Origin of the sequence: Sphingopyxis sp. DBS4, assembly GCF_024628865.1 — a bacterium.
Taxonomy (GTDB): Bacteria; Pseudomonadota; Alphaproteobacteria; order Sphingomonadales; family Sphingomonadaceae; genus Sphingopyxis.
In genome coordinates, this window is sequence record NZ_CP102384.1 from 2,520,206 (window position 1) to 2,545,403 (window position 25,198).

Annotated in this window: 23 protein-coding genes, 1 tRNA gene and 1 other RNA gene; 11 read left to right on the forward strand and 14 right to left on the reverse strand. The window is 65.8% G+C overall.

The window, feature by feature from the left end; translation table 11 throughout:
- Positions 1-7: 7 nt before the first annotated feature.
- The 3 genes from NP825_RS11970 (at position 8) to NP825_RS11980 (ending at position 1,819) form a co-directional block, all read left to right on the forward strand.
- Positions 8-94 (forward strand) — tRNA-Leu (locus NP825_RS11970).
- Positions 95-182: 88 nt separating this feature from the next.
- On the forward strand, positions 183-680 hold the full coding sequence (locus NP825_RS11975) for a M3 family metallopeptidase (RefSeq protein ID WP_257543694.1): 498 nt from the start codon (positions 183-185) through the stop codon (positions 678-680).
- Positions 681-793: 113 nt separating this feature from the next.
- Positions 794-1,819: a formylglycine-generating enzyme family protein gene (locus tag NP825_RS11980; protein WP_257543695.1), complete on the forward strand. Its 1,026-nt coding sequence runs from the start codon at positions 794-796 to the stop codon at positions 1,817-1,819.
- Between the two features lie 118 nt (positions 1,820-1,937).
- Here NP825_RS11980 and NP825_RS11985 read toward each other — a convergent pair whose 3' ends face one another.
- From NP825_RS11985 to NP825_RS11995, 3 genes are read right to left on the reverse strand one after another with little or no spacing between them, the layout of a single operon-like run.
- Positions 1,938-3,347 carry an efflux transporter outer membrane subunit gene (locus NP825_RS11985; protein ID WP_257543696.1) on the reverse strand — a complete coding sequence of 470 codons (1,410 nt, stop codon included), beginning with the start codon at positions 3,345-3,347 and terminating at the stop codon, positions 1,938-1,940.
- The gene (locus NP825_RS11990; RefSeq protein WP_257543697.1) at positions 3,340-6,507 is read right to left on the reverse strand and encodes an efflux RND transporter permease subunit; all 3,168 of its coding nucleotides are present in this window, start codon (positions 6,505-6,507) and stop codon (positions 3,340-3,342) included. Before NP825_RS11990 ends, NP825_RS11985 begins: the two co-directional genes overlap by 8 nt.
- Positions 6,508-6,517: 10 nt before the next feature.
- Positions 6,518-7,699, reverse strand: coding sequence for an efflux RND transporter periplasmic adaptor subunit (locus tag NP825_RS11995; protein ID WP_257543698.1), 1,182 nt, complete (start codon positions 7,697-7,699; stop codon positions 6,518-6,520).
- Between the two features lie 109 nt (positions 7,700-7,808).
- Between NP825_RS11995 and NP825_RS12000 the strand changes: the two genes are divergently transcribed.
- Positions 7,809-8,444 carry a TetR/AcrR family transcriptional regulator gene (locus NP825_RS12000; protein ID WP_257543699.1) on the forward strand — a complete coding sequence of 212 codons (636 nt, stop codon included), beginning with the start codon at positions 7,809-7,811 and terminating at the stop codon, positions 8,442-8,444.
- Here NP825_RS12000 and NP825_RS12005 read toward each other — a convergent pair.
- The 4 genes from NP825_RS12005 to NP825_RS12020 all read right to left on the reverse strand — a co-directional run bounded on the left by NP825_RS12005 (position 8,441) and on the right by NP825_RS12020 (position 13,432).
- A complete protein-coding gene (locus NP825_RS12005) occupies positions 8,441-9,796 on the reverse strand; it encodes an efflux transporter outer membrane subunit (RefSeq protein WP_257543700.1) in 1,356 nt (451 codons plus the stop codon). The two genes, NP825_RS12000 and NP825_RS12005, sit on opposite strands and share 4 nt — an antisense overlap.
- A complete protein-coding gene (locus NP825_RS12010; RefSeq protein WP_257543701.1) occupies positions 9,793-10,995 on the reverse strand; it encodes an HlyD family secretion protein in 1,203 nt (400 codons plus the stop codon). The genes NP825_RS12005 and NP825_RS12010 overlap by 4 nt, the downstream gene beginning before the upstream one ends.
- Positions 10,992-12,674: an MFS transporter gene (locus NP825_RS12015; RefSeq protein ID WP_257543702.1), complete on the reverse strand. Its 1,683-nt coding sequence runs from the start codon at positions 12,672-12,674 to the stop codon at positions 10,992-10,994. Before NP825_RS12015 ends, NP825_RS12010 begins: the two co-directional genes overlap by 4 nt.
- Before the next feature lie 122 nt (positions 12,675-12,796).
- Positions 12,797-13,432: a cation transporter gene (locus NP825_RS12020; RefSeq protein ID WP_257543703.1), complete on the reverse strand. Its 636-nt coding sequence runs from the start codon at positions 13,430-13,432 to the stop codon at positions 12,797-12,799.
- Between the two features lie 69 nt (positions 13,433-13,501).
- Here NP825_RS12020 and NP825_RS12025 point away from each other — a divergent pair, with 69 nt between their 5' ends.
- On the forward strand, positions 13,502-13,912 hold the full coding sequence (locus tag NP825_RS12025) for a helix-turn-helix domain-containing protein (RefSeq protein ID WP_257543704.1): 411 nt from the start codon (positions 13,502-13,504) through the stop codon (positions 13,910-13,912).
- A gap of 100 nt (positions 13,913-14,012) precedes the next feature.
- Here NP825_RS12025 and ssrA read toward each other — a convergent pair.
- Both ssrA and mscL read right to left on the reverse strand, forming a co-directional pair.
- Positions 14,013-14,368, reverse strand: a transfer-messenger RNA (tmRNA) gene (ssrA, locus tag NP825_RS12030).
- Between the two features lie 61 nt (positions 14,369-14,429).
- Entirely contained in the window at positions 14,430-14,846 is a 417-nt protein-coding gene (mscL, locus tag NP825_RS12035; RefSeq protein ID WP_257543705.1) for a large conductance mechanosensitive channel protein MscL, read from the reverse strand.
- A 118-nt stretch (positions 14,847-14,964) separates the two neighbouring features.
- On the opposite strand from mscL, the gene NP825_RS12040 reads away from it, so the two are divergent.
- The 5 genes from NP825_RS12040 to NP825_RS12060 all read left to right on the forward strand — a co-directional run bounded on the left by NP825_RS12040 (position 14,965) and on the right by NP825_RS12060 (position 18,238).
- Positions 14,965-15,567 (forward strand): LemA family protein, encoded by a 603-nt coding sequence (locus tag NP825_RS12040; protein ID WP_257543706.1) that lies wholly within the window; start codon positions 14,965-14,967, stop codon positions 15,565-15,567.
- Position 15,568: 1 nt separating this feature from the next.
- Positions 15,569-16,093: a YgcG family protein gene (locus tag NP825_RS12045; protein ID WP_257543707.1), complete on the forward strand. Its 525-nt coding sequence runs from the start codon at positions 15,569-15,571 to the stop codon at positions 16,091-16,093.
- Positions 16,090-16,914, forward strand: a complete 825-nt coding sequence (locus NP825_RS12050; protein WP_257543708.1) for a YgcG family protein — start codon at positions 16,090-16,092, stop codon at positions 16,912-16,914. Before NP825_RS12045 ends, NP825_RS12050 begins: the two co-directional genes overlap by 4 nt.
- A gap of 12 nt (positions 16,915-16,926) precedes the next feature.
- Entirely contained in the window at positions 16,927-17,607 is a 681-nt protein-coding gene (locus tag NP825_RS12055; RefSeq protein WP_257543709.1) for a TPM domain-containing protein, read from the forward strand.
- Positions 17,608-17,692: 85 nt separating this feature from the next.
- Positions 17,693-18,238: an NUDIX hydrolase gene (locus tag NP825_RS12060; protein ID WP_257543710.1), complete on the forward strand. Its 546-nt coding sequence runs from the start codon at positions 17,693-17,695 to the stop codon at positions 18,236-18,238.
- A 173-nt stretch (positions 18,239-18,411) separates the two neighbouring features.
- Here the strand turns inward: NP825_RS12060 and NP825_RS12065 are convergent, their stop codons facing one another.
- From NP825_RS12065 to carA, 5 genes are all read right to left on the reverse strand, one after another.
- Entirely contained in the window at positions 18,412-19,047 is a 636-nt protein-coding gene (locus tag NP825_RS12065; RefSeq protein WP_257543711.1) for a rhomboid family intramembrane serine protease, read from the reverse strand.
- A 16-nt stretch (positions 19,048-19,063) separates the two neighbouring features.
- Entirely contained in the window at positions 19,064-19,540 is a 477-nt protein-coding gene (gene greA, locus NP825_RS12070) for a transcription elongation factor GreA (protein ID WP_257543712.1), read from the reverse strand.
- A 96-nt stretch (positions 19,541-19,636) separates the two neighbouring features.
- Positions 19,637-22,969: a carbamoyl-phosphate synthase large subunit gene (gene carB, locus NP825_RS12075; protein ID WP_257543713.1), complete on the reverse strand. Its 3,333-nt coding sequence runs from the start codon at positions 22,967-22,969 to the stop codon at positions 19,637-19,639.
- Positions 22,969-23,355: a hypothetical protein gene (locus tag NP825_RS12080; RefSeq protein WP_257543714.1), complete on the reverse strand. Its 387-nt coding sequence runs from the start codon at positions 23,353-23,355 to the stop codon at positions 22,969-22,971. Before NP825_RS12080 ends, carB begins: the two co-directional genes overlap by 1 nt.
- Positions 23,352-24,524: a glutamine-hydrolyzing carbamoyl-phosphate synthase small subunit gene (gene carA / locus NP825_RS12085; protein ID WP_257543715.1), complete on the reverse strand. Its 1,173-nt coding sequence runs from the start codon at positions 24,522-24,524 to the stop codon at positions 23,352-23,354. Before carA ends, NP825_RS12080 begins: the two co-directional genes overlap by 4 nt.
- 132 nt (positions 24,525-24,656) lie before the next feature.
- Between carA and NP825_RS12090 the strand changes: the two genes are divergently transcribed.
- Positions 24,657-25,109, forward strand: a complete 453-nt coding sequence (locus NP825_RS12090; protein WP_257543716.1) for a GatB/YqeY domain-containing protein — start codon at positions 24,657-24,659, stop codon at positions 25,107-25,109.
- Positions 25,110-25,198: the final 89 nt, after the last annotated feature.

The window sequence follows — 25,198 nt, forward strand, 5'->3', positions numbered from 1 at the left end:
ATGATGTGCGGTCGTGGCGGAACTGGTAGACGCGCAACGTTGAGGTCGTTGTGGCCGAAAGGCCGTGGAAGTTCGAGTCTTCTCGACCGCACCAATATCCCTTGATAACAAAGGGAAATTTTGGAACTCTGGTACAATTTGCTACACAGAGGAATCTGCGGCCCGTTCAAAATGCAAGATGAATGAGGCTGCGTTCGGGGCTCGATTGCCCCCGATTCAGTCGTCGCGGGGACGACCTCGGCGAACGTAAATTTCGGTGCTTCGCATCCTCGCCCCATTCGCGAACCGCCTCAGGATGCCATCGCGGCTATGCCAGCGCCTCGCTCGCTTTCTATTCGGGCGTTCCCAAGGATCGCGATCTGGCCGCGGTCTATGACGCGGCCTATAATCGCTACGCTCTCGCTCCCAACCCCGAAGGCACGCACGGCTACGCCGCGTTCGGCCATCTCACCGGCTACGGCGCGTCCTATTACACCTATCAATGGTCCAAGGCGCTCGCGAGCGATCTGCTCAGCGAATTCCGCAAACATGGCCTGCGCGATCAGGTCACCGCCATGCGTTATCGCAACCTGATCCTCGCGCCCGGCGGGTCGGCGTCGATGAATCAGCTCGCGCGAAATTTCCTCGGCCGCGACTGGACGGTGGACGCCTATCGGGCGGAGTTGCAGTCAGGCCGGTAGCCGGCGGCAGATCGGGGTTCCTTGCCGCGGGGCTTTCCCCTATTCGATGCGGCGGCGCGGGTATGAGGTCGCGACCGGGGCAATGATAGGCCCGCACGAGGGGAGAGAAGGTCATGCCGCGTCGCACATTCACGCTTTTCGGCGCGCTGCTGACCGCGGCGTCGCTTGCGGCGCTGACCGGATGCGGCGGAGAGGGTGCGCCGCAGGCGAAGGAGGAAGCGGCCGCCCATGCGCGCGCCTGCCCGCGCATCGCCGACACGCCGGTGCGCCTCGCTGGCGGAACGTTCGAGATGGGCGAAGAGGATGTCTATGACGAGGAGGGGCCGGTGCGGACGACGACCGTCCACGGCTTCTGGATCGATCCGCACGAAGTGACCAACCGCCAGTTCGCCGCCTTCGTCGCGGCGACCCACTATGTCACGGTCGCCGAGAAGCCGGTCGATCCCAAACAGTTCAACGTCCCCGCCGACCGGATCCCACCCGACATGCTGAAACCCGGATCGGCGGTCTTCACCCCGCCCGACTTTCCGTCGAACCGCTACACCGATTGGTGGAAATATGTCCCCGGCGCGTCGTGGAAGAAACCCTATGGCCCGAACGGTCCCGGCGCGGTGCCCGACGAACCCGTCGTTCATCTCGCGTGGGATGATATGGTCGCCTATGCCAGATGGGCGGGCGGGCGCATCCCGACCGAGGCCGAATGGGAATATGCGGCGAGCGCGGGGCAGCGGTCGAAGAATGTCCAGCCCGAAGAGGCGAACAGTTGGCAGGGCGCCTTCCCCAATTACAATGCCGGGACCGACGGCTTCAAGGGCGTGGCGCCGGTGGGCTGCTACAAACCCAACGCCAACGGCCTTTACGACATGGTCGGCAATGTGTGGGAGGTGACGTCGGATTTCTTCCGCCCCGGCCACGATCCGAAGGACAGCGACGATCCCAAAGGCCCCGACGAAGGATCGGCCTATGATCCGTTCAGCGCCGACGTGCCGTCGCGCACGGTGAAGGGCGGCAGCTATCTCTGCGCGCCCAACTATTGCCAGCGCTATCGCCCCGCCTCGCGCCAGGGGCGCGACCCGGGCATGGGGACGAGCAACGTCGGTTTCCGCCTCGTTTACGACACGCCGCCGAGACCTCGCTAAGACGTGATTCTTCCCGATGAAATCGTCATCCCGGCGAAGGCCGGGATCTCGCCGGTGCGTCAGGCCGATACGATGAGATCCCGGCCTTCGCCGGGATGACGGGAAAGAGAGGACGGCCCTACGACGGTTCGACCAGCCCCCCGCCCAGCGCGACATAGAGCGTCACCAGATTGTCGACCTGCGCGCGGCGCAGTTCGATCAGCGCCTGTTCGGACGCGAAGAGATTGCGTTCGGCGTCGAGCACTTCGAGATAGGTCGATACCCCCTCGCGATAGCGCTTGCGCGCAAGGTCGGCGATGCGGCGCGTCGCCTCGGTCCCGCGCTCCTGCGCTTCGACCTGCTCGGCGAGGTGACGGCGGCCCGCGAGCGCGTCGGCGACCTCGCGGAACGCCGACTGCACCGTCTTCTCATAGGTCGCGACCGCGATATTCTCACGCGCTTCGGCGACGGTCAGATTGCCCTTGTTGCGCCCGAAATCGAAGATCGGCAGGCTGATCGTCGGCCCGAAGCTCCAGCTCAGGCCGTTGTTACCGAACAAGCTGTCGAGCGACGACGACGCGAAGCCGATATTCCCCGTCAGCGAGATCGACGGGAAGAAAGCGGCACGCGCCGCGCCGACATTGGCGCGCGCGGCGCGAAGCTGTTCTTCGGCCTGCAAGATGTCGGGCCGCGCCACCAGCAGCTCGGAGGGCAGCCCCGCGGTCAGCGCGGGCGGACGCGACTGGTCGACGAGCGGCAGCGGCGCGGGCAGGTCGGCCGGAAGCGGTCCGCCGACGAGCACGGCGAGGAAATTGTCGGCCTGCGCCTTGGCGAGCTTCAGGCTGGCAAGCTGCGTCTCGGCCTGCGTCAGCAGCGTCTCCGACTGGCGATAGTCGAGCGCCGAGGTCACCCCCGCGTCGAGCCGCAGCTTGGCGATGCGCAGCCCCTCGCGACGGCTGGTCACCGTCGCTTCGGCCAGGACGATCTGCTCCTCCGCCCCGCACGCGGCGAAATAGGTCGAGGCGGTGTCGCGGATCAGCGACAGGCGAAAGGCGCGCTCGGCCTGCTGGGTCGCGAAATACTGGCTGCGCGCCGCTTCGGACAGATTCTTCACCCGCCCCCAGAAATCGAGCTCGAAGCCGGTGACCCCGACCCCGACCGAATAGCGGTTCGAGGTGTCGGGGCCCGGCGGCGTGGTGAAGGCCGAAAAGGCGCGGCTGCGCGTCGCATCGGCGCTCGCCCCGACGGTCGGCAGGCGGTCGGCGTCCTGGATGCGATATTGCCCCTTCGCCTCCTCGATCCGCGCGACGGCGATCGCGAGGTCGCGGTTGCGCTCGAGCGCACGCGACACCAGCGCCGCGAGCTGCGGGTCGGCGAAGAAATCGCGCCACGAAATCTCGGTCGCGCGTTGGCCGAGCGTGACGTCGTTCGCAAAGCCTTCGGGATAGTCGGGCGCGGTCGAAAGCGGCGGCCGCGTGTGCGGTGGCGCAAGGTTGACGCACCCCGACAGCATCGTCGCCGCGGCGAGAAGCAGGATCGGCTTACGCATGGGTCAGCCCCTCCTCATGATGGCTTTTCTCGGACGGCGCCGGGGGCCGCTTGCGGCTGAGCCACTTGCGCACCGACAGGTAGAAGAGCGGGATGAAGAAGATGCCGAGCAACGTCGCGGCGATCATGCCGCCCATCACGCCGGTGCCGACCGCGCGGCGGCTCGCCGCCCCCGCCCCGCTCGCGATCACCAGCGGCACCATGCCGAGGATGAAGGCCATGCTGGTCATGATGATCGGGCGAAGGCGCAGCTTCACCGCCTCCATCACCGCGTCGAGCGTCCCCTTGCCTTCGGCCTCCTGCTCGATCGCGAATTCGACGATCAGGATCGCATTCTTCGCGGCGAGCCCGATGATCGTGATCAGCCCGACATTGAAATAAATGTCGGCGTTGAGCCCGCGCAGCATCGAGAAAAGCACCGCGCCGAGCACGCCCAATGGCACGACGAGCAGCACCGAAACCGGCACCGACCAGCTTTCGTAGAGCGCCGCGAGCAGCAGGAAGACGACGACGAGCGACAGGCCGAGCAACATGCCGATCTGCCCCGCCGACTGCTTCTCCTCATAGGAGATGCCGGTCCATTCATAGGCGAAGCCCGCGGGCAGCGCCTGCGCCAGCCGCTCCATCTCCGCCATCGCCTCGCCGGTCGACTGGCCGGGCGCGGGCTCGCCCGAGATCGTCATCGCGGGATAGCCGTTGTAGCGCTGAAGCTGCGGCGCCTGCGCCGACCATTCGGCGGTGCTGAACGATCCGAAGGGCACCATCTCGCCCGCCGCGCTCCGCACCTTGAGGTCGAGCACGTCCTGCGGCGTCATCCGGCTCGCGGCGTCGGCCTGGAGCAGAACGCGCAGCACGCGGCCCTCGCGGGTGAAGTCGTTGGCATAGGCGCTGCCGAAGCTGATCGCGAGCGTCGCATTGACGTCGCCGATCGACAGGCCGAGCGCGCGCGCCTTGATGCGGTCGATGTCGACCTTGAGCACCGGTGCATCCTCCTGCCCTTCGGGCCGGACGTTGGCGAGCGTCTTGCTCTGCATCGCGCCGCCGAGCATCTGGTTGCGCGCGGCGAGCAGCGCGTCGCGGCCCGCCCCGCCGCGGTCCTGCAGCTTGAAGGTGAAGCCGCTCGACGTGCCAAGTTCGGGGATCGACGGCGGGCTCAGCGAAAAGACGAACGCCTCCTTGATGCCCATGAAGGCGCCCATCGCCTTGCCGGCGATCGCCTCGGCGCTGTTTTCCTTGCCGTGACGTTCCTTCCACGGTTTCAGCGGAGTGAACATGATCGCGTTCGCCTGCCCTTGGCCGAAGAAACTGAAGCCATGGACGAGCACGGTGTTCGCAACCTGCGGCTGCCCGGCAAAGAATTTCTGCACCTCGTTCGCCGCGACATTCGTCCGCTGCGTCGTCGCGCCCGGCGGGGCCTGGACGACGGTGATCAGAAAGCCCTGATCCTCTTGCGGCAGGAACGAACCCGGCAGGCGGAAGAAAAGCAAGGCGGTGATTCCGACGAGCGCCAGGAATACGCCGAGCCAGCGCAGCGGCGCCGACAGCACGCGGCCGACCTGCCCCTGATAGCGGTCGGTCGTGCGCCCGAACCAGCCATTGAAGCGATCGAAGAAGCGGTCGACGCGCGCGCCGATCGGCCCGCTGCGCTTCGCCGCATCGTGGGGCTTGAGCAGCGTCGCGCAAAGCGCCGGGGTCAGCGTCAGCGCGAGCAGCGCCGAGAAGCCGATCGAGATCGCCAGCGTCAGCGAGAATTGGCGATAGATGCCGCCGGTCGATCCGGGGAAGAAGGCCATCGGGATGAACACCGCGATCAGCACCAGCGTGATGCCGATGATCGCCGAAGTGATCTGGCTCATCGCCTTCACCGTCGCCTCATAGGGCGAGAGATGCTCCTCGCTCATGATGCGCTCGACATTCTCGATCACGACGATCGCGTCGTCGACGAGGATGCCGATCGCGAGCACCATGCCGAACAGGGTCAGCACGTTGATCGAGAAGCCCGCGAGCCAGAGGCCGAGGCACGCGCCCGCGAGCGCGATCGGGACGACGACGCTGGGGATCACCGTCGCGCGCCAGTTCTGGAGAAACAGGAACATGACGAGGAAGACGAGCGCCATCGCCTCGGCAAGCGTCTTGACCACTTCCTCGATCGACAGGCTGATGAAGGGGGTCGTGTCATAGGGGATCGACCAGGTGACATCGGGCGGAAAACCCTTCGCCAGCTCGTCCATCCGTTCGCGGATACCCTTCGCGGTCGAAAGCGCGTTGGCGCCGGGAGTGAGCTGGACCGCGAGCCCCGCCATCGGCTTGCCGTTGAGTTCGGACGAGAAGAGATAGCTCGCGGCGCCGAGTTCGACGCGGCCGACGTCGCCCAAGGTCACCGCCGACCCATCGGGGTTGGCGCGCAGGATGATGCTTTCGAACTGCTCGGGCTTGGTGAAGCGGCCCTGCGTCGTGATCACCGCGTTGAGTTCGGCCCCCTTGGCGAGCGGCTGGTCGCCGAGCTGGCCGCCCGGAGTCTGGCTGTTCTGCTCCTGCACCGCGCCGAGCGCCTCGGCGGGCGAGAGGTGATAGGACGCGAGCTTCTGCGGATCGAGCCAGATGCGCATCGCATATTCGGGCGCGAAGGCCTGAACGTTGCCGACGCCGTTGACGCGGCGCAGCTCGTCGAGCACGCGCGTGTTGGCGAAATTGTTGATCTCCATCGGGTCGGTCTTGCCGCTCTTCGACGTGATCGCGACGATCAGCAGAAAGCCCGAATTGGCCTCGGTCACCGAAATGCCCTGCCGTCGCACATCCTCGGGCAGGCGCTGCTCGACGCGGCGCAGGCGGTTCTGGACCTCCATCTGCGCATTGTCGATGTCAGTCCCCGCCTCGAAGGTCAGGGTGATCGACGCGGTGCCGTTCGATTCGCTGGTCGAGGCCATGTAGAGGAAGCCCTCGACCCCGTTCAGTTCCTGCTCGATCACCTGCGTGACATTCTGCTCGAGCGTCCCGGCGTCGGCGCCGGGATAGGTGACGCTGATCGTCAGCGACGGCGGCGCGACCGACGGATATTGCTCCACGGGAAGCCCGCGCAGCGCGATGATCCCGGCCATCAGGATGCCGATGGCGATGACCCACGAAAAGATGGGCCGGTCGATGAAGAAACGGGGAGACATGCGATCGGCCTCAGCGCTTGGCCGGTGCGGTCTTGGCCGGCGCGGTTCGGGCCGGCTGGGGCCGGGCCGCGGCGGCTCCCGCGACCTTCACCGGCTGTCCCGGCTGCACCTTTTGCAGGCCGTCGACGATCACGCGGTCGCCCGGCCGCAACCCGTCGAGGATCGCCCATTGCCCGCCCTGCATCTCGCCCAGCTTCACCGGGCGCAGCGTCGCGACATTCTTGGCATCGACGATCATCACCGTCGCGGCGTCGGCGGACAGCTTGACCGCGCGCTGCGGGATCAGAATGCCGTTCGGCCGCACCCCCGCCTTGATGCGCGCGCGCACGAACTGTCCCGGCAGCAACGCATTGCTCGCGTTCGGGAATTCGGCGCGCAGCGCCGCGGTGCCGGTCGCCTCGTCGATCGACAGGTCGAAGAAATCGAGATGGCCCGTCACCGGATAGGGCGTGCCGTCCTCAAGGATCAGCTGCACTTCGACGCGGCCGACCGGCGGGAATTGCAGCCGTCCCGATTCCATGTCGCGGCGGATCGCCATCAGGTCGGAGCTCGACTGGCCGAAATTGACATAGACGCGGTCGATCTGCTCGATCGTCGTCAGCAGCGTGCCCTGCGCGGCGCTGACCAGCGCGCCCTCGGTCACCTCGGCGCGTCGCGCCCGGCCGCCGATCGGCGCGGTGACCGTCGCATAGCCCAGGCTGAGCCGCGCCGAATCGAGATTGGCCTGCGCCGACTGGACGTCGGCCTCGGCGGTCCGCTGTGCCGCGACCGCGGCGTCATATTCCTGCTTGCCGATCGCTTGCTCCGACAAGAGCGGCTGATAGCGGTTCACCACCTGCCGCGCGTTCGCCGCGGTTGCCTGCGCGCGGGCGAGCTGCGCGCGCGCGGCGTTGACGTTCGCGGTGAGCTGCCGCGGATCGATGCGGAACAGCGCCTTGCCCGCGGCGACATAGCTGCCCTCCTCGAACAATCGCCGCTCGACGATACCGTCGACGCGCGCGCGCACTTCGGCGGTGCGATAGGCCTGGACGCGGCCGGGCAGTTCGATGACGTTCGGCACCGGCTGGGTGCCGACGGTCACGATATTGACCTCGGCCGGCGGTGGCGCGGGCGGCGCCTCGGACGAGCAGGAAGCGAGCGCAAGTGCCAGCGCAGCGCAGGCGGCGCTTGCCACGGGACGAAGGCGAATCATATGGACCCCTGGAAAATCGATGTTTGCTGAACGTGGAACGGGCCGGAACCGTTGCGTTGAATCGCCGTGTAATATAAATTACAGACAAGAGCAAGGGAGAGAAGACGCGTTGGACAAGTGCGAATCGACGATATGTCAGGCGGATAGGCCAACCCCGCGCGAGCGGCGGCACGAGGCGATTCTCGACGCGGCCGAAACCTTGTTCATCGAACAGGGCTATGACAGAACGAGTCTCGCCGAAATCGTCCGGCGGTCGGGCGGCTCGCTCGCCACGTTATACGAACTTTTCGGCAACAAGCAGGGACTGCTTCACGCGATCGCGACCCGCTGGCGCGACCAGGCAATGCTGAGCCGCATGGAACGCATCGACATCGCGGCGCAATCGAACGTCGAAACGCTGATGAATTATGTCGAAAGCGAGCGCGAATTCCGCCGCTCGCCGCGCGCGATCGCGCTGATGAAGATGCTGGTTTCCGAATGCCTTCGCGACCGGGACTTCGCGCTGCAAATCTATCGCGACCTGCATATGCCCGCGGTCCGCGAGCTTTCGGACCTGTTCGCCGACTGGGCTGCGACGGGCGAAGCCGAAATCGACGATCCCGAAGCCGCGGCGCAACTGTTCATCTCGACGGTCTCGGGCGATTCGATGCTCAGCGCCCTGGCGGGGGTCGAGGACGGGATGCTCGACGAGGATCAGGTCCGCTGGCGGCTCCGGCCCTTCTTCGCGCATTTCCGGATCGTTTAATCCACCCCTCCCCCAAGCGCCTGATAAAGCGCGACATAAGCGGTCAGCCGGTCGGCACGAAGCTGGATCAGCGCCTGATCGACCGCGAGCAGCGCGCGCTGCGCGTCGATCTGTTCGAGATAGGGCGAATAGCCGGCGCGATAGCGGTTGGTCGCGTGGCGCAGCACTTCGGCGACGGCGGTGTGCTGCGCGAGCAGCGCCTGTTCCTGCGCGCCGAGCCGGTCGATCAGCGCAAGCTGGTCCTCGACCTCGCGGAAGGCGGTGAGCACCGACTTGCGATAGGCGAAGGCCGCCTGGTCGCGCTGCGCCGTCGCGACGTCATATTGGCCCTGCAGCCGCCCGCCCTGGAAGATCGGCGCCAATATGCTGCCGCCGATCGACCAGATGCTGATCGGATCGCCAAGCAGGTTCGACGCCACCGCCCCCGCCGACGCCGAAAGCCGAATCTGCGGCAGGAACTGCGCGCGCGCGGCGCGCAGATTGGCGTCGGTCGCGGCGAGCGCATATTCGGCTTGCGCGATGTCGGGCCGGCGGCGGACGAGTTCGGAGGGCAGAACGGCGGGCACTGCCGGGGTCGCCAGTGCATCGAAATTCGCCCCGCGCGCGATCGCGTGCGGCGTGTCGCCGACGAGCAAGGACAGCCCATTTTCCTGCCGCGCGATCGCCGCCTCGATCGCCGGAATCTGCTGTTCGGCGGCGCGATATTCGGCCTCCGACTGCCGCAGTTCGAGCTGGGACGTATAGCCTGCCTCGGCGCGGTCGCGTGCGATGCGCAGCGCCTCGCCGCGCGAAACCAACGTTTGCTTCAAAAGCGCGCGCCGCGCGTCGAGCGCCAGCAGCGTGATATAACCGCTCGCCGCCGCCGCGCTGACCGACAGCGTCGCCGCCTCGCGCGCCGCCGCGACCGCCGCGGCATTGGCGCGCGCAGCATCGCGCCGCGCCGCATTGCCGCCGAACAGATCGATCTCATAGGCCGCCTGGAACGTCGGCTGCGCCGAAACGCTCTCGCTCGGCTGGCCGAAGGCGTTGACCGTCCGCGCTTCCGATCCCGGCAGGCTCGCCGACAGCGTGGGCAGCAGCAGCGATCGCGCGACGCGCTCCTGCGCCCGCGCCTCGGCGACGCGCCCCGCGGCGATAGCGAGGTCGCTATTGTTCGCGCGTGCCTGCTCGACGAGCGCGGTAAGCTCGGGATCGCCGAAGCGCGCCCACCAGGCGGCGTCGATCGCGCCGTCGGCGGGCAATGCCGTGCGCCAGTCGGCGGGCGGTGCGACGGTGCTGCCCTCGGGGCGCGGCGTCAGCGCCGGCACGCAGGCGCCGAGCAGCAACGGCAGCAAAAGCGCCGCGCGTCTCACCGCCCGCCATCCGTATCGGCGCTGCCCGTATAGACGGTGGCGACGACCGACATGCCCGGGCCGAGCCGCGCCGCGAGCTTCTGCCCCGGATCGATGCGGATGCGCACCGCGATGCGTTGCGGCACCTTCACGAAATTGCCCGATCCTGTGTCGGGCTTGATGACGCTGAACTCGCTTCCCGCCGCGGGCGCGACGCTCTCGACCGTGCCCTTGAGCGCTTCCCCGCCGAGCGCGTCGACGCGCATCCGCGCCTTTTGCCCGACGCGGATGTTCGCGGTCTGCGATTCCTTGAAATTGGCAACCACCCAATGCGTCTGCGGCACCAGATACATGAGCTGGGTGCCCGGATTGACGAGTTGGCCGACGCGCACCGACACCTCGCTGAGACTGCCCGAGCGCGGCGCGCGGATCACCGTGCGGCCAAGGTCGATGGCGGCGAGACCGCTCGCCGCCTTGGCATTCTCCACCCCGGCTTCGAGCCCGCTGCGTCCGACCGTCACCGATCGCACCTGCTCGACCGCGATCTGGTGCTGCGCCTGCGCCTGACGCACCGCCGCCTCGGCCTGGCGGAGCGCCGCGAGCGTCTGATCGCGCTCGCGCAGCGACACCGATCCCGCGTCGACGAGTTCGTTCACGCGCCGCATGTCGGCCTGCGCGCGCTGAAGCTGCGCCTGCGCGTTGGCGACGGCGGCGTCCTGCAACCGCACCTGCGCCTCGGCCGAGCGCTGGCTCTGCTGGCTGTTGCTGAGGCTCGCGCTCTGCGCTGCGATATTCGCCGCCCCCTGTGCCGCGCGCTGGCGATAGATGCTGTCGTCGATCCGCACGAGCACTTGTCCCGCCGCGACACGCTCGAAATCCTGCACCAGCACTTCGGTCACATAGCCGCCGACCTGCGGCGCGATGATCGTCGTCTGGCCGCGGATATAGGCGTTGTCGGTGGTCTGGCTGTCGGGCCGGAAGGGCGGCAGGCCCCAGGCATAGAGGATGGCAAGCGCCCCGGCGAGGATGATCGCGCCGAACAGGATGATCCGGCCGCGCGACTGCGGCGGCCGCCAACCCGCGGGCGGCGGGCCGATCTGATCGTCGGGCGATCCCTTGTGGACCTCGGGCGCCGGCTCTGCGGCGGGCGCAGGCACGGGCGCCTTGGCGGCTGCCTCGGGCGTTTCCGGCTGCGGCGTGTCGGACCTGTCGTCGCTCATTGGTTCTGCGCCCTCATTTTCTGCAATGCTTCCAGTTCCTTCGCCAGCGGGTTGTGCCCGCGCCGCCGGTCATAGGCCCAACGCACGAATAGCGGGACGAACGCCAGCGCCGAAAAGGCGCCAATGACGAAGAAGACGTCGTTGAACGCCAGGATCGTCGCTTCGCGCGCCGCCTCGCGCACCACCTGCGACCCCGCGACCGCGCTGCGCAGCACCGGGTCGGTCATGTCGCCGGTGAGCGCACCCGCCAGGCTGTTGATCCCCTGCGCGACCGCGGGATTATTGGTCGAGATGCTTTGTCCCAGCGTCATCAGATGCGCCTTGGTGCGCAGCGTATGAAAGGCCGACAGCGCCGCAACGCCCGCAAGGCCGCCGAGCGTCTGCGACAGGCTGAACACACCGACGAAGCTGACGAGATAGGACGGCCCCTTGGTCAGCGCGCGGAGCAGCCCCTCCATCATCATCGGCCCCATGAAATAGACCGCGGCAAAGGCGATCGCCGCCTGCGAGAAATAGAGGTTCACCGGCCCGGTGCGCAGCCCCGAATGGGTATCGAGAAAGGCGCCGACCGCGATCACCGCGAGCGATACCAGCACCGGACGGCGCAAATCGGTGGGGTCGAGCCGCAGGATCGCGAGGATCGCCCCCGCAAGCGTCGCGCCGGTCAGCACCCAATAATAGGAAACGAGCTGATCGTTGATGAGCCCGGTCGCCGCCAGCAATCCCGAAGCACCGAAATTCTGCTCCGACGTCAGCACGCGCACCAGCGCGCCGATCAGCGCGAACTGGACGAGCGCCGCGCTGCCCATCCAGCGCGTCTGGAGCATCGGATTCTGGCGGTTGTGCTCGATCAGGAAGGCCGCGCCGATCAGCACGACCGACGCCGCAAGCGCGCCGCCGAGCCACGGGGTCGACCACCACTGGATGCGCCCCTGGACCAGAAAGGCGCAAAGCAGCCCGACCCCGGCTGCCAGCATCGGAAAGGTCAGCAAGTCGAGCTTTTCGAAGGATTTGATCGTTTCGCCCGGCGGCACCTGCAACAGAAAGACCAGCCCGACCGCGACGAGCGACAGCGCGAACTGGAAATCGAACAGATGCGACACGTCGCCATCGAAAAGCAGCAGCGGCGAGATGGCGCGCGCAAAGGGCACCGCAACCTGCGTCAGGCCGATCGCGAGCAGAAAGCCCGCGATGCGCTTTTCCGCGGGCAGCCCCTGCATCAGGTAAAAGGCCGCGAGCGTCGTGAGGCCGCTCGCGGCGATCCCCGACACCCCGCGCGCGATCAGCTCCATCCGGTATCCGGCGTCGAAAAGCTGAAGGAAATTGGCGACGAGCAGCGCGATCATGATCACGCGCACGAAGCGCTGGATGCCGAACTGCTGACGCGATTTATAGAGCAATATGCTCATGCACGCGTTCGTCATGTTGTAGGCGACGGTCACCCAGCCGCCTTCGGCCGGGGTCAGGTCCATATGCCCCTGGATGCTCGTCAGGTTCGCGATCAGCAGGCCGTTGGTGAACCCCCCGACGATCGCAAGATAGAGGCCGATGAAGAAATAGCCGATCTTGCGCCGCACCGGATGATCGGGCGACGCGGGCGAGCCCGGCATGAAGGGCCGTTCGTGCGGCTTGAAGACATATTCTTGCGCCGGCGCGGCGGTGGGGCGCGCCTCAGCCATGCGATTCGCTTCGCGCTTTGGCGGCGCATTTCCGCGCGCTTTGCAGGATCGGCTCCATCGTCATGGCCACCGCACAATATGCGCGGGCGGGGGACGCGAAAACCCTTTTCGCTATCCGCTCGTCACGCGGCCTCGCCCGCCGCCGCCGCCGACAGATCGCTGCGCGCGTGACGAAAAACGTCGATGCTGCCCCAGATGGCAAGCCCCGCCATGATCGCCGCGACCAGAAGGTCGGGCCAGCCCTGCCCCGTGCCGAACACGCCGAGCGCCGCCGCCATCACCGCGAGATTGCCGATCGCGTCGTTGCGCGAGCAGACCCAGACCGATCGCATGTTGGCGTCGCCAGTGCGCCAGCGATAGAGCATCAGCGCGACGACGACATTCGCGACCAGCGCCAGCGCGCCGATGAGTCCCATCGTCTCCGCCTCGGGCGCGGTGCCCGCGACGAAGCCCCACACGGCGGATGTGAAAACCCAGAGGCCGAAAGCGAGCATCGTCGCCGCCTTAAGCAGCGCCGCCCGCGCTCGCCAGCCGATCGCCATGCCCGCAACGCCGAGGCTGATCGCATAATTGGCGCTGTCGCCCAGAAAATCGAGCGCGTCGGCCTGCAGCGCGCGCGAATCCGCCGCGACGCCCGCGATGATCTCGACCCCGAACATCGCGGCGTTGACGACCAGCGCAATCCACAGCACGCGCCGCCAGCGCGGATCGTTGAGCGCGGTCTTGCCGCTTTTCCCGGCACAGCATTGATCGGCCATCGCCGAAGCCTCCTTACATCGTCGAGTCGGCATCCTATATGCAGCCTGTAGCCACTACAGGGTCAAGCGATGAAAATCGGCGAACTGTCGCGTGCCACCGGCACCAACATCGAAACCATCCGCTATTATGAGCGGATCGGCCTGCTTCCGCCGCCCGCGCGCACCGACGCCAATTATCGCAGCTATGATGGCGGGCACCGCGCGCGGCTCAGCTTCGTGCGCCATTCGCGCGACCTCGGCTTCACGATCGAGGAAATTCGCTCGCTGCTCGACCTGTCGGACCACCCCGACCGGGATTGCGGCGAAGCCGACCGGATCGCGACCAGGCACCTGCAACAGGTCGAGGAAAAGATCGCGCAACTATCGGTGCTCCGCGACGAGCTCCAGCGCATCGTCGGCCGCTGCCGCGGCGGACTCGCGGGCGACTGCCGCGTGATCGAGGCGCTGGGGGATCATGGACAATGCGAGGGCGCGCACTAGCGCTCCTCCTCTTTCGTCATTCCCGCCTTCGCGGGAATGACGGGCAAGGAATTTGGGGAAAGGTGGGACGATTCTGTTGCCCGGCTCGTCCCCAGCCGCTGGTATCCGATTCTGTTGCCCGGTTCGGTCCGAACCGCGTTCTATTTGAATAACCTTAGGCCGTGAGGCTTATCGGTTACGCAGCCAGAGCGAGTGCTTCGTTATCGTTAGCACTTATAGGTTTGAGCCTTGAACGGGTTACTCAGCCCGGAAGAAAACATCGTCTTTGAACACACGTCGATCCTGGTTCGGCCCCGTCAGAAGCCCGCTTTGTCCTTGCGGATCGGCGGGTTTGTGGTGGAGCCGCCGGGTACTGCCCCCGGGTCCGCTGTGTCTATTCCACGACACCATTTATCCTCATAGCCGGCCGAAACCGGCATGACCCATATAGGAAGCCCGCCCGCGCTTGGAAAGAGCGCGTGCGGGCGTTTTTGTCGGGCGGCGGCACCGCCCCGCTTCCGGCATCAGCCGGAAACCCTCATTTCTTCCGCAATTCGTCGCGGATTTCGGTGAGGATATCGACCTCAGTCGGCCCCGCGGGCGCATCGGGGCCGCGGCGCGTTACCCGGTTTACCATCTTGACCAGCATGAAGATGACCCACGCCAGGATCAGGAAATTGATCACCGCGGTGATGAAGGCGCCATAGCCGACCATCGCGACGCCGGCCTTCTTGAGCGCGGCATAGTCGGTCGCGGCGATCCCGTCGGGAACGCTGCCGAGCAGGATGAACTTGCTCGAAAAATCGACCCCGCCGAAGATCCAGCCGACCAGCGGCATGATCAGATCCTCGGTCAGCGAGCCGGTGATCGTTGCGAACGCGCCGCCGATGATCACACCGACCGCCAGGTCCATGACATTGCCCTTGGCAATAAATTCCTTGAATTCCGACAACATGTTGCTGCTCCCCGGATGATATATTCCGTGGCGCGAAATTGCCGCGACGATTGCGCAAAGGCAAGCACGATCCTATTATGTGTATTGTTGCGGCAAAACGCCGCGCGAGGGAGCATTGATGACCATGACCTATCGTTCCGCCCGCTGGCTGATCGTTCCGCTTGCCGCCGTCTCGCTGTCCGCGTGCGGCATCAACAGCGTTCCCACCAAGGAAGAGGCCGCAAAGGCCAAGTGGGCGAATGTCGAGGCCGCCTATCAGCGGCGCGCCGACCTGATCCCCAACCTCGTCGAAACCGCGAAGGGCGCCGCCAAGATCGAGCAGTCGACGCTCGAGGGCGTGATCCAGGCGCGCGCCTCGGCGACGCAGGTCAAGCTCAGCACCGACGACCTCGAAGACCCGGCGAAGGTCCAGGCGTTCCAGCAGGCGCAAGGCAATGTGTCGAGCGCGCTCGGCCGCCTGCTCGTCACCGTCGAACAATATCCCGAGCTCAAGAGCCAGGCGCGCTTCGCCGACCTGATGACCCAGCTCGAAGGCACGGAGAACCGGATCAACGTCTCGATCCAGGATTACAACAGCGCGGTGCAGGATTATAACACGACGATCCGCACCTTCCCCGACATCATCGGCGCGAAGATCGTCCACGGCGCCAAGCCGATGACGCCGTACAAGGCGATCACGCCGAACGCGAACGTCGCGCCCAAGGTCGACTTCGGCCAATAAGGTGCGCGCCGCTGCCCTTGCCGCTCCGCTCGCGATCCTGCTGGTCGCGGGCGGCTGCAAGGCGACACCCGAACCGGCCGCCGCAAAGGAAACGGCGGCGTGCGATGGCGTTCCCCAAATGGCGCTCACAGGCCACGTGACCGACGCAGCGGATATCCTGAGCGCCGAGGAGGAAGCCCGGCTGTCCGATCGTCTGCGCCGCTACGAAGAGCGGACCAAGCACCAGATGGTTGTCGCGACGGCCGCCAGCCTCAACGGCGCCCGCGTCGACAATTTCGGAACGTGCCTCGGCAATCGCTGGAAGATCGGGCGGCAGGATCATGATGACGGGATACTCCTCCTCATTGCCCCCAACGAACGGCAGATGCGGATCGCCACGGGCACCGGCATGGAAAAGATACTGACCGACGACAAGGCGCTGGCGATCGTCCATCGCATGACACCCTATTTTGCCAAATCGGATTACGCGGGCGGCCTGTCGATCGGAATCGACTCCATCGCCGCCCAGACCGGAGACACACCATGAGATCGCTTCTGCTCGGCTGGGCGCTGGGCCTTTCGCTGCTCGCGGCGCCCGCGACCGCACAGACTTTTCCAAAGCTCACCGGCCGTGTCGTCGATCAGGCGGATATCATTCCGCCTGCGGAGGAAGCCCATCTCGACACCCAACTCGAACAGCTTGAAAAGACGACCGGTCATCAGTTCGTCGTGGCGACGGTCAAGGATCTGCAGGGTCATGACGTCGCCGATTATGGTTATCGCCTCGGCCGCGAATGGCAGATCGGCGACAAGGAAAAGGATGACGGTGTCGTCTTCCTGATCGCACCCAACGAACGGAAAATGCATATCGCGGTCGGCTATGGCCTCGAACCCGTGCTGACCGACGCCTTGTCGGGACGCATCATACGCGACACGATCACCCCGAAATTCAGGGACGGCGACTTTCCCGGCGGCATCCAGGCGGGCGTCGATGCGATCGCGCAGCAAATCCAGCTCCCGCCCGAGGAAGCCGCCGCGCGCGTCGCCGCCGCCGACAAGGCCGAACGCGACCGCGCCGACGACGGCGATTTCGGTGGGCTCTTCTTTATCGGCTTCATCGTCTTTATCTTCTTCGTCCTGCCAATGCTGTCGGCCTTCCGTGGTCGCGGCAAGCGGCATCGCAAGAACCGCCCTTGGGGCGGCGCGCCGATCATCGTCTGGGGCGACAATGACTGGGGCGGGGGCGGCGGATCATCGTGGGGCGGCGGCGGTTCCTCATGGGGAGGCGGCGGCGGCTTCGGCGGAGGCGGCGGCTTTTCGGGCGGCGGTGGCAGCTTCGGCGGCGGCGGCGCCTCGGGCGGCTGGTAAAGGAGCGAAGCGATGAAAGTCAGCCACGTCAGCGAAGCCGACCACGACCGCGTTACCGCTGCGGTCGCCGCAGCCGAGGAGGGCACGAGCGGCGAGATCGTCACCGTGATCGCGGCTCAATCGAACGATTATGACGATGTCGCGCTCGTCTGGGCAAGCGTGATCGCGTTCCTCGCCATGTCGATCGTCGCGCTGTTCCCCGATTTCTATCAGGAGCTTTATTATCGGATTACCGGCGGCTGGGGGCATGAACTGACGCCCAATCAATGGCTTGGGACGGTCATCGCGATCGGCGTCCTCAAATGGATCGGCGTATGGCTGATTTTGCTGTGGCGTCCGCTGCGCCTGTGGCTGACGCCGCGCGCAATCCTCGCGGCGCGCGTCCGCGCCCGCGCGATCGATTTGTTCAAGGTCGGCACCGAGGCGAAGACATTGGGCCGCACCGGCATCCTCCTCTACGTCAGCCTCCGCGAGCATCGCGCCGACATCGTCGCCGACGAAGCGATCGCCGCCAAGGTCGCGCCCGAAGTCTGGGGCGACGCGATGACCGCGCTGATCGACCTCGTCCGCAAGGGCCAGCCCGGCGAGGGCATGGCCGAAGCGGTGCGCCAGATGGGAGTGGTCCTCGCCGCGCATTTCCCGCGCGGGAGCGAGAATCCCAACGAATTGCCCGATCGCCTGATCGAGCTTTAACACCGCGCCACGCGCAATAAATCGCGCCACGCGCAATAAATAGGGACTGTCCCTATTTATTGCGCCCTGTCCCGAAAGGATGAACATGCCCATCCCCTCCCCCGACACGCCCATCGAAACCCGCTGGGAGGGCCGCTTCATCACCGTCAAACAGCAGGGAACGTGGGAATATGTCTCGCGCTCGCGCGGCATCCACGCCGCGGTGATCCTCGCGATCGACGAAGCATCCGACGGGCGTCACGTCCTTCTGGTCGAGCAATATCGGGTGCCGCTGAAGGTCCGCTGCCTCGAACTGCCCGCCGGTCTCGTCGGCGACGACACCGCGGGCGAGGCTTCGGAGATCGCGGCGCGGCGCGAACTGGAGGAAGAGACCGGCTATCGCGCCGCCGACTGGCGCACCGTCGGCGAATTCTACAGCTCGCCCGGCATGGTGAGCGAAAGCTTCACGCTGCTCGTCGCGAAAGAACTGACCAGGGTCGGCGACGGCGGCGGGGTCGATGGCGAGGATATCACCGTCCATCGCGTCCCGCTGAACGGCATCGAGGATTTCATCGCGGCGAAACGCGCCGAAGGTTGCGGGATCGACGTGCGCGTGGCAATGTTACTGGCAGGTGGGTTGCTCGCAGAATAGCCGCTACCAACCGATAGGCGATATTCAGCGTCTCATAGCATCGTCATTCCCGCGAAAGCGGGAACCCAGAGCGTGCGTCGGCTGACCTCACTCTGGGTTCCCGCTTTCGCGGGAATGACGAAGATGGGGATACGCTCCCGAACCCAGAGCCGTGCTCCGCTTCGGACCAGCCTCTACCGCCCCCCGAACCGCCAGCGCAGCAGCGGCCGTGCCAGCAGCAGCCCCGCCAGAAATCCGCCGACATGGGCCCAGATCGCGACCGCGCCGAACCCGCCGCCGCCCGCGAAGCCGAGCGCGAGTTGCAGTCCGATCCACGCCGCGGCGAGCCAGAGCGCGCGCACCCAATGCGCCGGGATCGGCCCGATCGCCGAGGTCTGCGTGCGGCTGAAGATCAGCGCGAACACCGCGAGCAGCGCCGAAATCGCCCCGCTCGCCCCGATCATCGGGATGGCCGAACCTGGATCGGCAAGGAACTGCGCGAGCGCGCCGGCATAGGCGCCTGCGAGCAGCAGCACCGCCATTGCCCTCGCGCCTAGCGGTGCCTCGAGCTGGCGGCCGATGAACAGCAGCATCACCATGTTGAAGATCAGGTGCAGCCAGCCGCCGTGCAGAAAGGCCGAACTGAGCGGCGTCAGGAAAAAGGGCAGCATCGTCCCCGGCGGCGCGATGACCTCGGTCCCGAACCGCGCGGGAATGAAGCCCGCGCGCATGATCGCCTCGCCCTGAAAGCCGGTGATCTGGAGCAGGACGAAAAGGACCACGCAGACGAGTGCAAAGCCCGTGACCAGCGGCGCGTCCTGCGGCTTCATCGTCCGCGCTCCGAAATCAGACGAATTCGATCTTGGTGACCAGATAATATTTGTCGCCCGCGGGCACCGTCACCTCGATCTCGTCGTCGACCTTGCGGCCGATCAGCGCGCGGCCGAGCGGCGAATTATAGCTGATCTTGCCGTCCTTGGCGTCCGCCTCGGCCTGACCGACGATCTGGTAGCGAACCGGCTTGTCGTCCTCGTCGGCGAGCGTGACGGTCGCGCCGAACACGATGCGGTCGCCCGACAGCGTCGTCGGGTCGATGATCTGGGCGCGCGATAGCCGGTCCTCGAGGTCGCCGATCGACGCTTCGACCTGGCCCTGACGCTCTTTCGCGGCGTGATATTCGGCATTTTCCGATAGGTCGCCATGCGCGCGCGCTTCCTCGATCGCATCGACGATGAGGGGGCGTTCGGCTTTCAGAGCCGCGAGCTGCGTGCTCAGCTTCTCATAGCCTTCTGCCAGCATCGGCACCTTTTCAACGCTTGCCATTATCCTGTTGTCCTTCGTCAAAAATTCCGCCTCGGCGGGTGAGCGCCGGGCGGCTGAGCCGCTGTTTCCGTAATGTCGGGGAGGTGGAGCGGTTCTTCAATAATAGTCTTGTAGCGGCTTCACTTCAAGAGAGTGCGCGCGCAGCGCGCCGATCGCATGGGTCGCGGCATCGCTTCCCGCCGCGGTCGTATAATAAGCGACGTCGGCCGCCAGCGCCGAGGCACGGATCGATTGCGAGTCCTGCAGCGACTGCCACCCTTCGGTGGTGTTGAAGATGAGTTGGACGTCGCCGTCCTTGATCCGGTCGACGATGTGCGGGCGCCCCTCGGCAACCTTGTTGACGCGCTCGACCGCTATCCCCTGTTCGGCGAGATAGGTCGCGGTTCCACCGGTCGCGATCACCTGCCAGCCCCAGCCGACGAGGCGGCGGACGGCATCGAGGATACGCGGCTTGTCGCTGTCCTTGACCGACACGAACAGCCGGCCGCTGGTCGGCAGCCGGTCGCCCGCGCCGAGCTGCGCCTTGGCGAAAGCCAGGTTGAAATTGCTGTCGATTCCCATGACTTCGCCGGTGGACTTCATTTCGGGTGACAGCACCGGATCGGTGCCGGGGAAGCGCGCGAAGGGGAAGACCGCTTCCTTCACCGCGACATGCGCGATGTCGCGGTTGATCGTCGGCAGGTCGGCGAGCTTCTCGCCCGCCATCACCCGCGCCGCGATCTTAGCGATCGGCGAACCGACCGCTTTCGCCACAAAGGGCACGGTGCGGCTGGCGCGCGGATTGACCTCGATCAGATAGACTTCGTCATCCTTGACCGCGAACTGGATGTTCATCAGGCCGCGGACTTCGAGCGCGCGCGCGAGCGCATCGGCCTGGCGCTCGATCTCGGCGACGATGGCGGGCGACAGGCTGTAGGGCGGGATCGAGCAAGCGCTGTCGCCCGAATGGACGCCCGCCTCCTCGATATGCTGAAGCACGCCTGCGACAACGACGCCAGAAGGTCCGGGGGTCCCGTCGCACAGCGCGTCGACATCGACCTCGATCGCGTCGCGCAGATAGCGGTCGATCAGCACCGGCGAATCGCCCGACACCTGCACCGCGGTCTCGATATAATGTTCGAGTTGCGCCTGATCGTCGACGATTTCCATCGCGCGGCCGCCAAGCACATAGGAGGGGCGCGTCAACACCGGATAGCCGATGCGCGCCGCGACCGCGACGGCTTCCTCGCGGCTGCGAGCGATGCCGTTCTCGGGCTGCTTGAGGCCGAGCTTATTGACCAGCGCCGCGAAACGCTCGCGGTCTTCCGCAAGGTCGATCGCATCGGGCGAGGTGCCGAGGATCGGGATGCCCGCCTCCTCCAGCGCCTGCGCGAGCTTGAGCGGCGTCTGCCCGCCGAACTGGACGATCACCCCGACGAGCTCACCCTTCGACATTTCGACGTGGAGGATTTCGAGCACATCCTCGGCGGTCAGCGGCTCGAAATAGAGGCGGTCCGACGTGTCGTAATCGGTCGACACCGTCTCCGGGTTACAGTTGACCATGATCGTTTCATAGCCCGCCTCTTCGAGCGCGAAGCAGGCGTGGCAACAGCAATAGTCGAACTCGATCCCCTGCCCGATCCGGTTCGGCCCGCCGCCGAGAATGACGACCTTCTTGCGGTCGCTCGGGTTCGCCTCATTCTCGGGCTCGCCAAAGGTCGGCGCTTCGTAAGTCGAATAGAGATAGGGCGTCTTGGCGGCGAACTCCGCCGCGCAGGTGTCGATCGTCTTGAACACCGGCCGCACGCCGAGCTTGTGGCGCAGCGCACGCACCTCGGCTTCGGTCACACCGCCGGTCATCGCCTTGACCGCTTCGTGGATCAGTCCGCTGCCGCGCGCGGTCGCGTGGCTCGCGCCCGGCTGCAAATTCGCCGATTGCAGCGCCAGATAGGCGAGCCGCTTGTCGGAGAAACCCATCGCCTTCAATCGCCGCAGCCCCTCGGCATCGCGCGGCAGGCCATTGCGGCAGACATCCTCCTCGGCCGCGACGATCTCGGCAATGCGTTCGAGGAACCACATGTCGTAGCCCGCGACGCGGCTGATCTCGGCGAGCGGCAGCCCCTCGCGGATCGCCTGCGCGGTGTTGAGCAGCCGGTCGGGGCTGCGCTGCGCCAGCTCGCTGCGAAGCTGGTCATGGCTCGCGCCCTTCAGCCGCTCGACGAAATTGAAGCCCGAAAGCCCAGTTTCCAGCCCGCGCAGCGCCTTCTGCAACGATTCATGGATCGTGCGGCCGATCGCCATCACCTCGCCGACCGACTTCATCGCGGTCGACAGCGTCGCCTCGGCGCCCTTGAACTTCTCGAAGGCAAAGCGCGGGATCTTGGTGACGACATAGTCGATCGTCGGCTCGAACGACGCCGGGGTGACCCCGGTGATGTCGTTCATGATCTCGTCGAGCGTATAGCCGACCGCGAGCTTCGCCGCGACCTTGGCGATCGGGAAGCCCGTCGCCTTCGACGCGAGCGCCGACGAGCGCGACACGCGCGGGTTCATCTCGATCACGATCAGGCGGCCGTCCTTCGGATTGACCGCGAACTGCACGTTGGAACCGCCTGTTTCGACCCCGATCTCGCGCAGCACCGCGATGCTCGCGTTGCGCATGATCTGATATTCCTTGTCGGTCAGCGTCAGCGCGGGGGCGACGGTGATGCTGTCGCCGGTATGGACGCCCATCGGATCGACATTCTCGATCGAGCAGATGATGATACAATTGTCCTTGCGGTCGCGCACCACCTCCATCTCGAACTCCTTCCAGCCGAGGAGCGATTCCTCGATCAGGACTTCGGTGGTGGGCGAGGCGATCAGGCCGCCGCGGACGATATGCTCGAACTCTTCGCGGTTATAGGCGATGCCGCCGCCGGTGCCGCCCAAGGTGAAGGACGGACGGATGATCGACGGCAGCCCGGTCCGTTCGAGCACCGCAAACGCCTCGTCGAGCGTGTGCGCGACGCCGCTGCGCGCGCTCTCCAGCCCGATCTTGTCCATCGCGTCGCGGAATTTCTGCCGGTCCTCGGCCTTGTCGATCGCCTCGGCATCGGCGCCGATCATCTCGACGCCGTACTTCGTCAGCGTGCCGTCGTTGAACAGCGCGAGCGCGGTGTTGAGCGCGGTCTGCCCGCCCATCGTCGGCAGCACCGCGTCGGGCCGCTCTTTTTCGATGATCTTGGCGACGATCTCGGGCGTGATCGGCTCCACGTACGTGGCGTCGGCGAGGTCGGGATCGGTCATGATCGTCGCCGGGTTGGAGTTGACGAGGACGATGCGATAGCCCTCCTCCTTCAACGCCTTGATCGCCTGCGTCCCCGAATAGTCGAACTCGCACGCCTGACCGATAACGATCGGGCCGGCGCCGATGACGAGGATGGATTTAATGTCGGTTCTTTTGGGCATTATTTCTTCTCTGTCTGCGCAGCTTTGCCAGCCATCGACCATTCGAATTCATTGGTGAACCGTACGGTCACTTGCCATTCCTTGGCGATATCAAGCAGGCAATTTATTGCATTGGGAGAATTCCTACCGATTGGCACAAATAGCTCTCCGTAACCATCTGGAATCGGGGCATTATAGGTGAATTGACCTATTTTGCATTGATAAGCAGATCGCGGAAGCAAGTCCTCAGCCTCGGCCTTGCGCTTCTCATACAATTCGTCCGAAAAATTGTCCCAAACCACCAAAGCCGGCTCTCTTTTCGGTTGCGACAGGACATCAACCAAAAGCCAGCTGGCCGAGGCAGCAAATGCTCCCGTTGCAATCCATATCAGTGCGTCGCGCTTCAATTGAGCGCCCCAACAAATTTCTCGAACAGATAGAAGCTGTCCTGCGGCCCCGGGCTTGCCTCGGGGTGATATTGGACGCTGAACGCTTGCTTCCCCGTGATCGCGATGCCGCAGTTCGATCCGTCGAACAGGCTCTTGTGCGTTTCGACCACGCCCGCGGGCAGCGTCGAGGCGTCGACCGCGAAGCCGTGGTTCATGCTGGTGATCTCGACCACGCCGTCCCCAAAATCGCCGCCGACGCGTTGGACGGGGTGGTTCGCGCCGCGGTGGCCCTGATGCATCTTCACCGTTTTCGCCCCCACCGCGATGCCCAGCATCTGGTGGCCGAGGCAGATGCCGAACAGCGGAATGTCGCGATCGAGCAGCGCCTTGATCACCGGCACCGCATAGTCGCCCGTCGCCGCGGGGTCGCCGGGGCCGTTCGAGAGGAACACGCCGTCGGGCTTGTGGCTCAGCACCTCGTCGAGGCTCGCGGTCGCGGGCACCACGGTGACGCGCGCGCCGGCCTTCACGAGGTTGCGGAAGATATTGTCCTTCGCGCCATAGTCGATCGCCACGACATGCGGGCGCTCGCCGCCATCCTCGGTCGCATAGCCATGCCCCAGCGTCCACGCGCCGCCGGTCCAGTCGCCCGTATCGGTCCGGCTGACGTCCTTAGCGAGGTCCAGCCCCTCCAGCCCCGGCCACGCCCGCGCCATCGCGAGCAACTCATCCACGTCGAACCGGCCATCGGGGCTGTGCGCGATCACGCCGTTCGGCGCGCCCGCGTCGCGGATGCGGCGGGTCAGCGCGCGCGTGTCGATGCCTGCCAGCCCGATCACGCCCTGTTCGGTCATCCATTCGGGCAGTGTTTGGACGCTGCGGAAATTGCTTGGGCTTGTCGGCAGCTCGCGCGTGATGGCGCCGACTGCGCCATGGACGCCGCGCTCCATATCCTCCGGGTTCGCGCCGACATTGCCGATGTGCGGAAAGGTGAAGGTGACGACCTGCCCGGCATAGCTCGGGTCGGTGAGGATTTCCTGATAGCCGGTCATCGAGGTGTTGAAGCAGATCTCGCCGACCGCCGCGCCCGCGGCGCCATATCCCACGCCCCACAGGATCGTGCCGTCGGCAAGGACGAGGACGCCGGTCGCTCCAGAAGGCGCGACGGAAGGATTGGCTGGTGCCATTTAATCTGCTCCGGATGGAAGGCTAAACGGCCGACCAACTAGGAGCCAAAAAAATGATTCACAAGCTATCGGATTGTGAATCTTGCCGCTAGAGAGGGCCTTTCCGAAATTTGCAGCGCAAAGAGGACACGCATGATTCGCGATGACATCAAGGCTGCGCAGGTTGCCGCGATGAAAGCGGGCGACAAGGCGCGTTTGGGCACGATCCGGCTGATGCTGGCCAAGATCAAGGACCGCGACATCGAACTCAGAACCGGCACCGCGCCGGCCGACGACGATGTGCTGGTGACCGATGTTCTGCAAAAGATGGTCAAGCAGCGGCGCGAATCGATCACCATGTACGAACAGGGCGGCCGCCAGGAACTCGCCGATATCGAAGCCGCCGAAGTCGTCGTGATCGAGGACTTCCTGCCCGCACAGCTTTCGGAAGAAGACGCGGTTGCTGCGATCAAGGCGATCGTCACCGAACTCGGCGCGGCGAGCCTCAAGGACATGGGCCGCGTGATGGCTGCGGTGAAGGAACGCCACGGCTCCGAGCTCGACATGAGCAAGGCGAGCGGGTGGGTGAAGGCGGCGCTGGGCTGAGACACGCCCTCCCCTAGCCCCTCCCGCAAGCGGGAGGGGAACAGGCCGGGTCGCGAGCGCATATTCTCCCCTCCCGCTTGCGGGAGGGG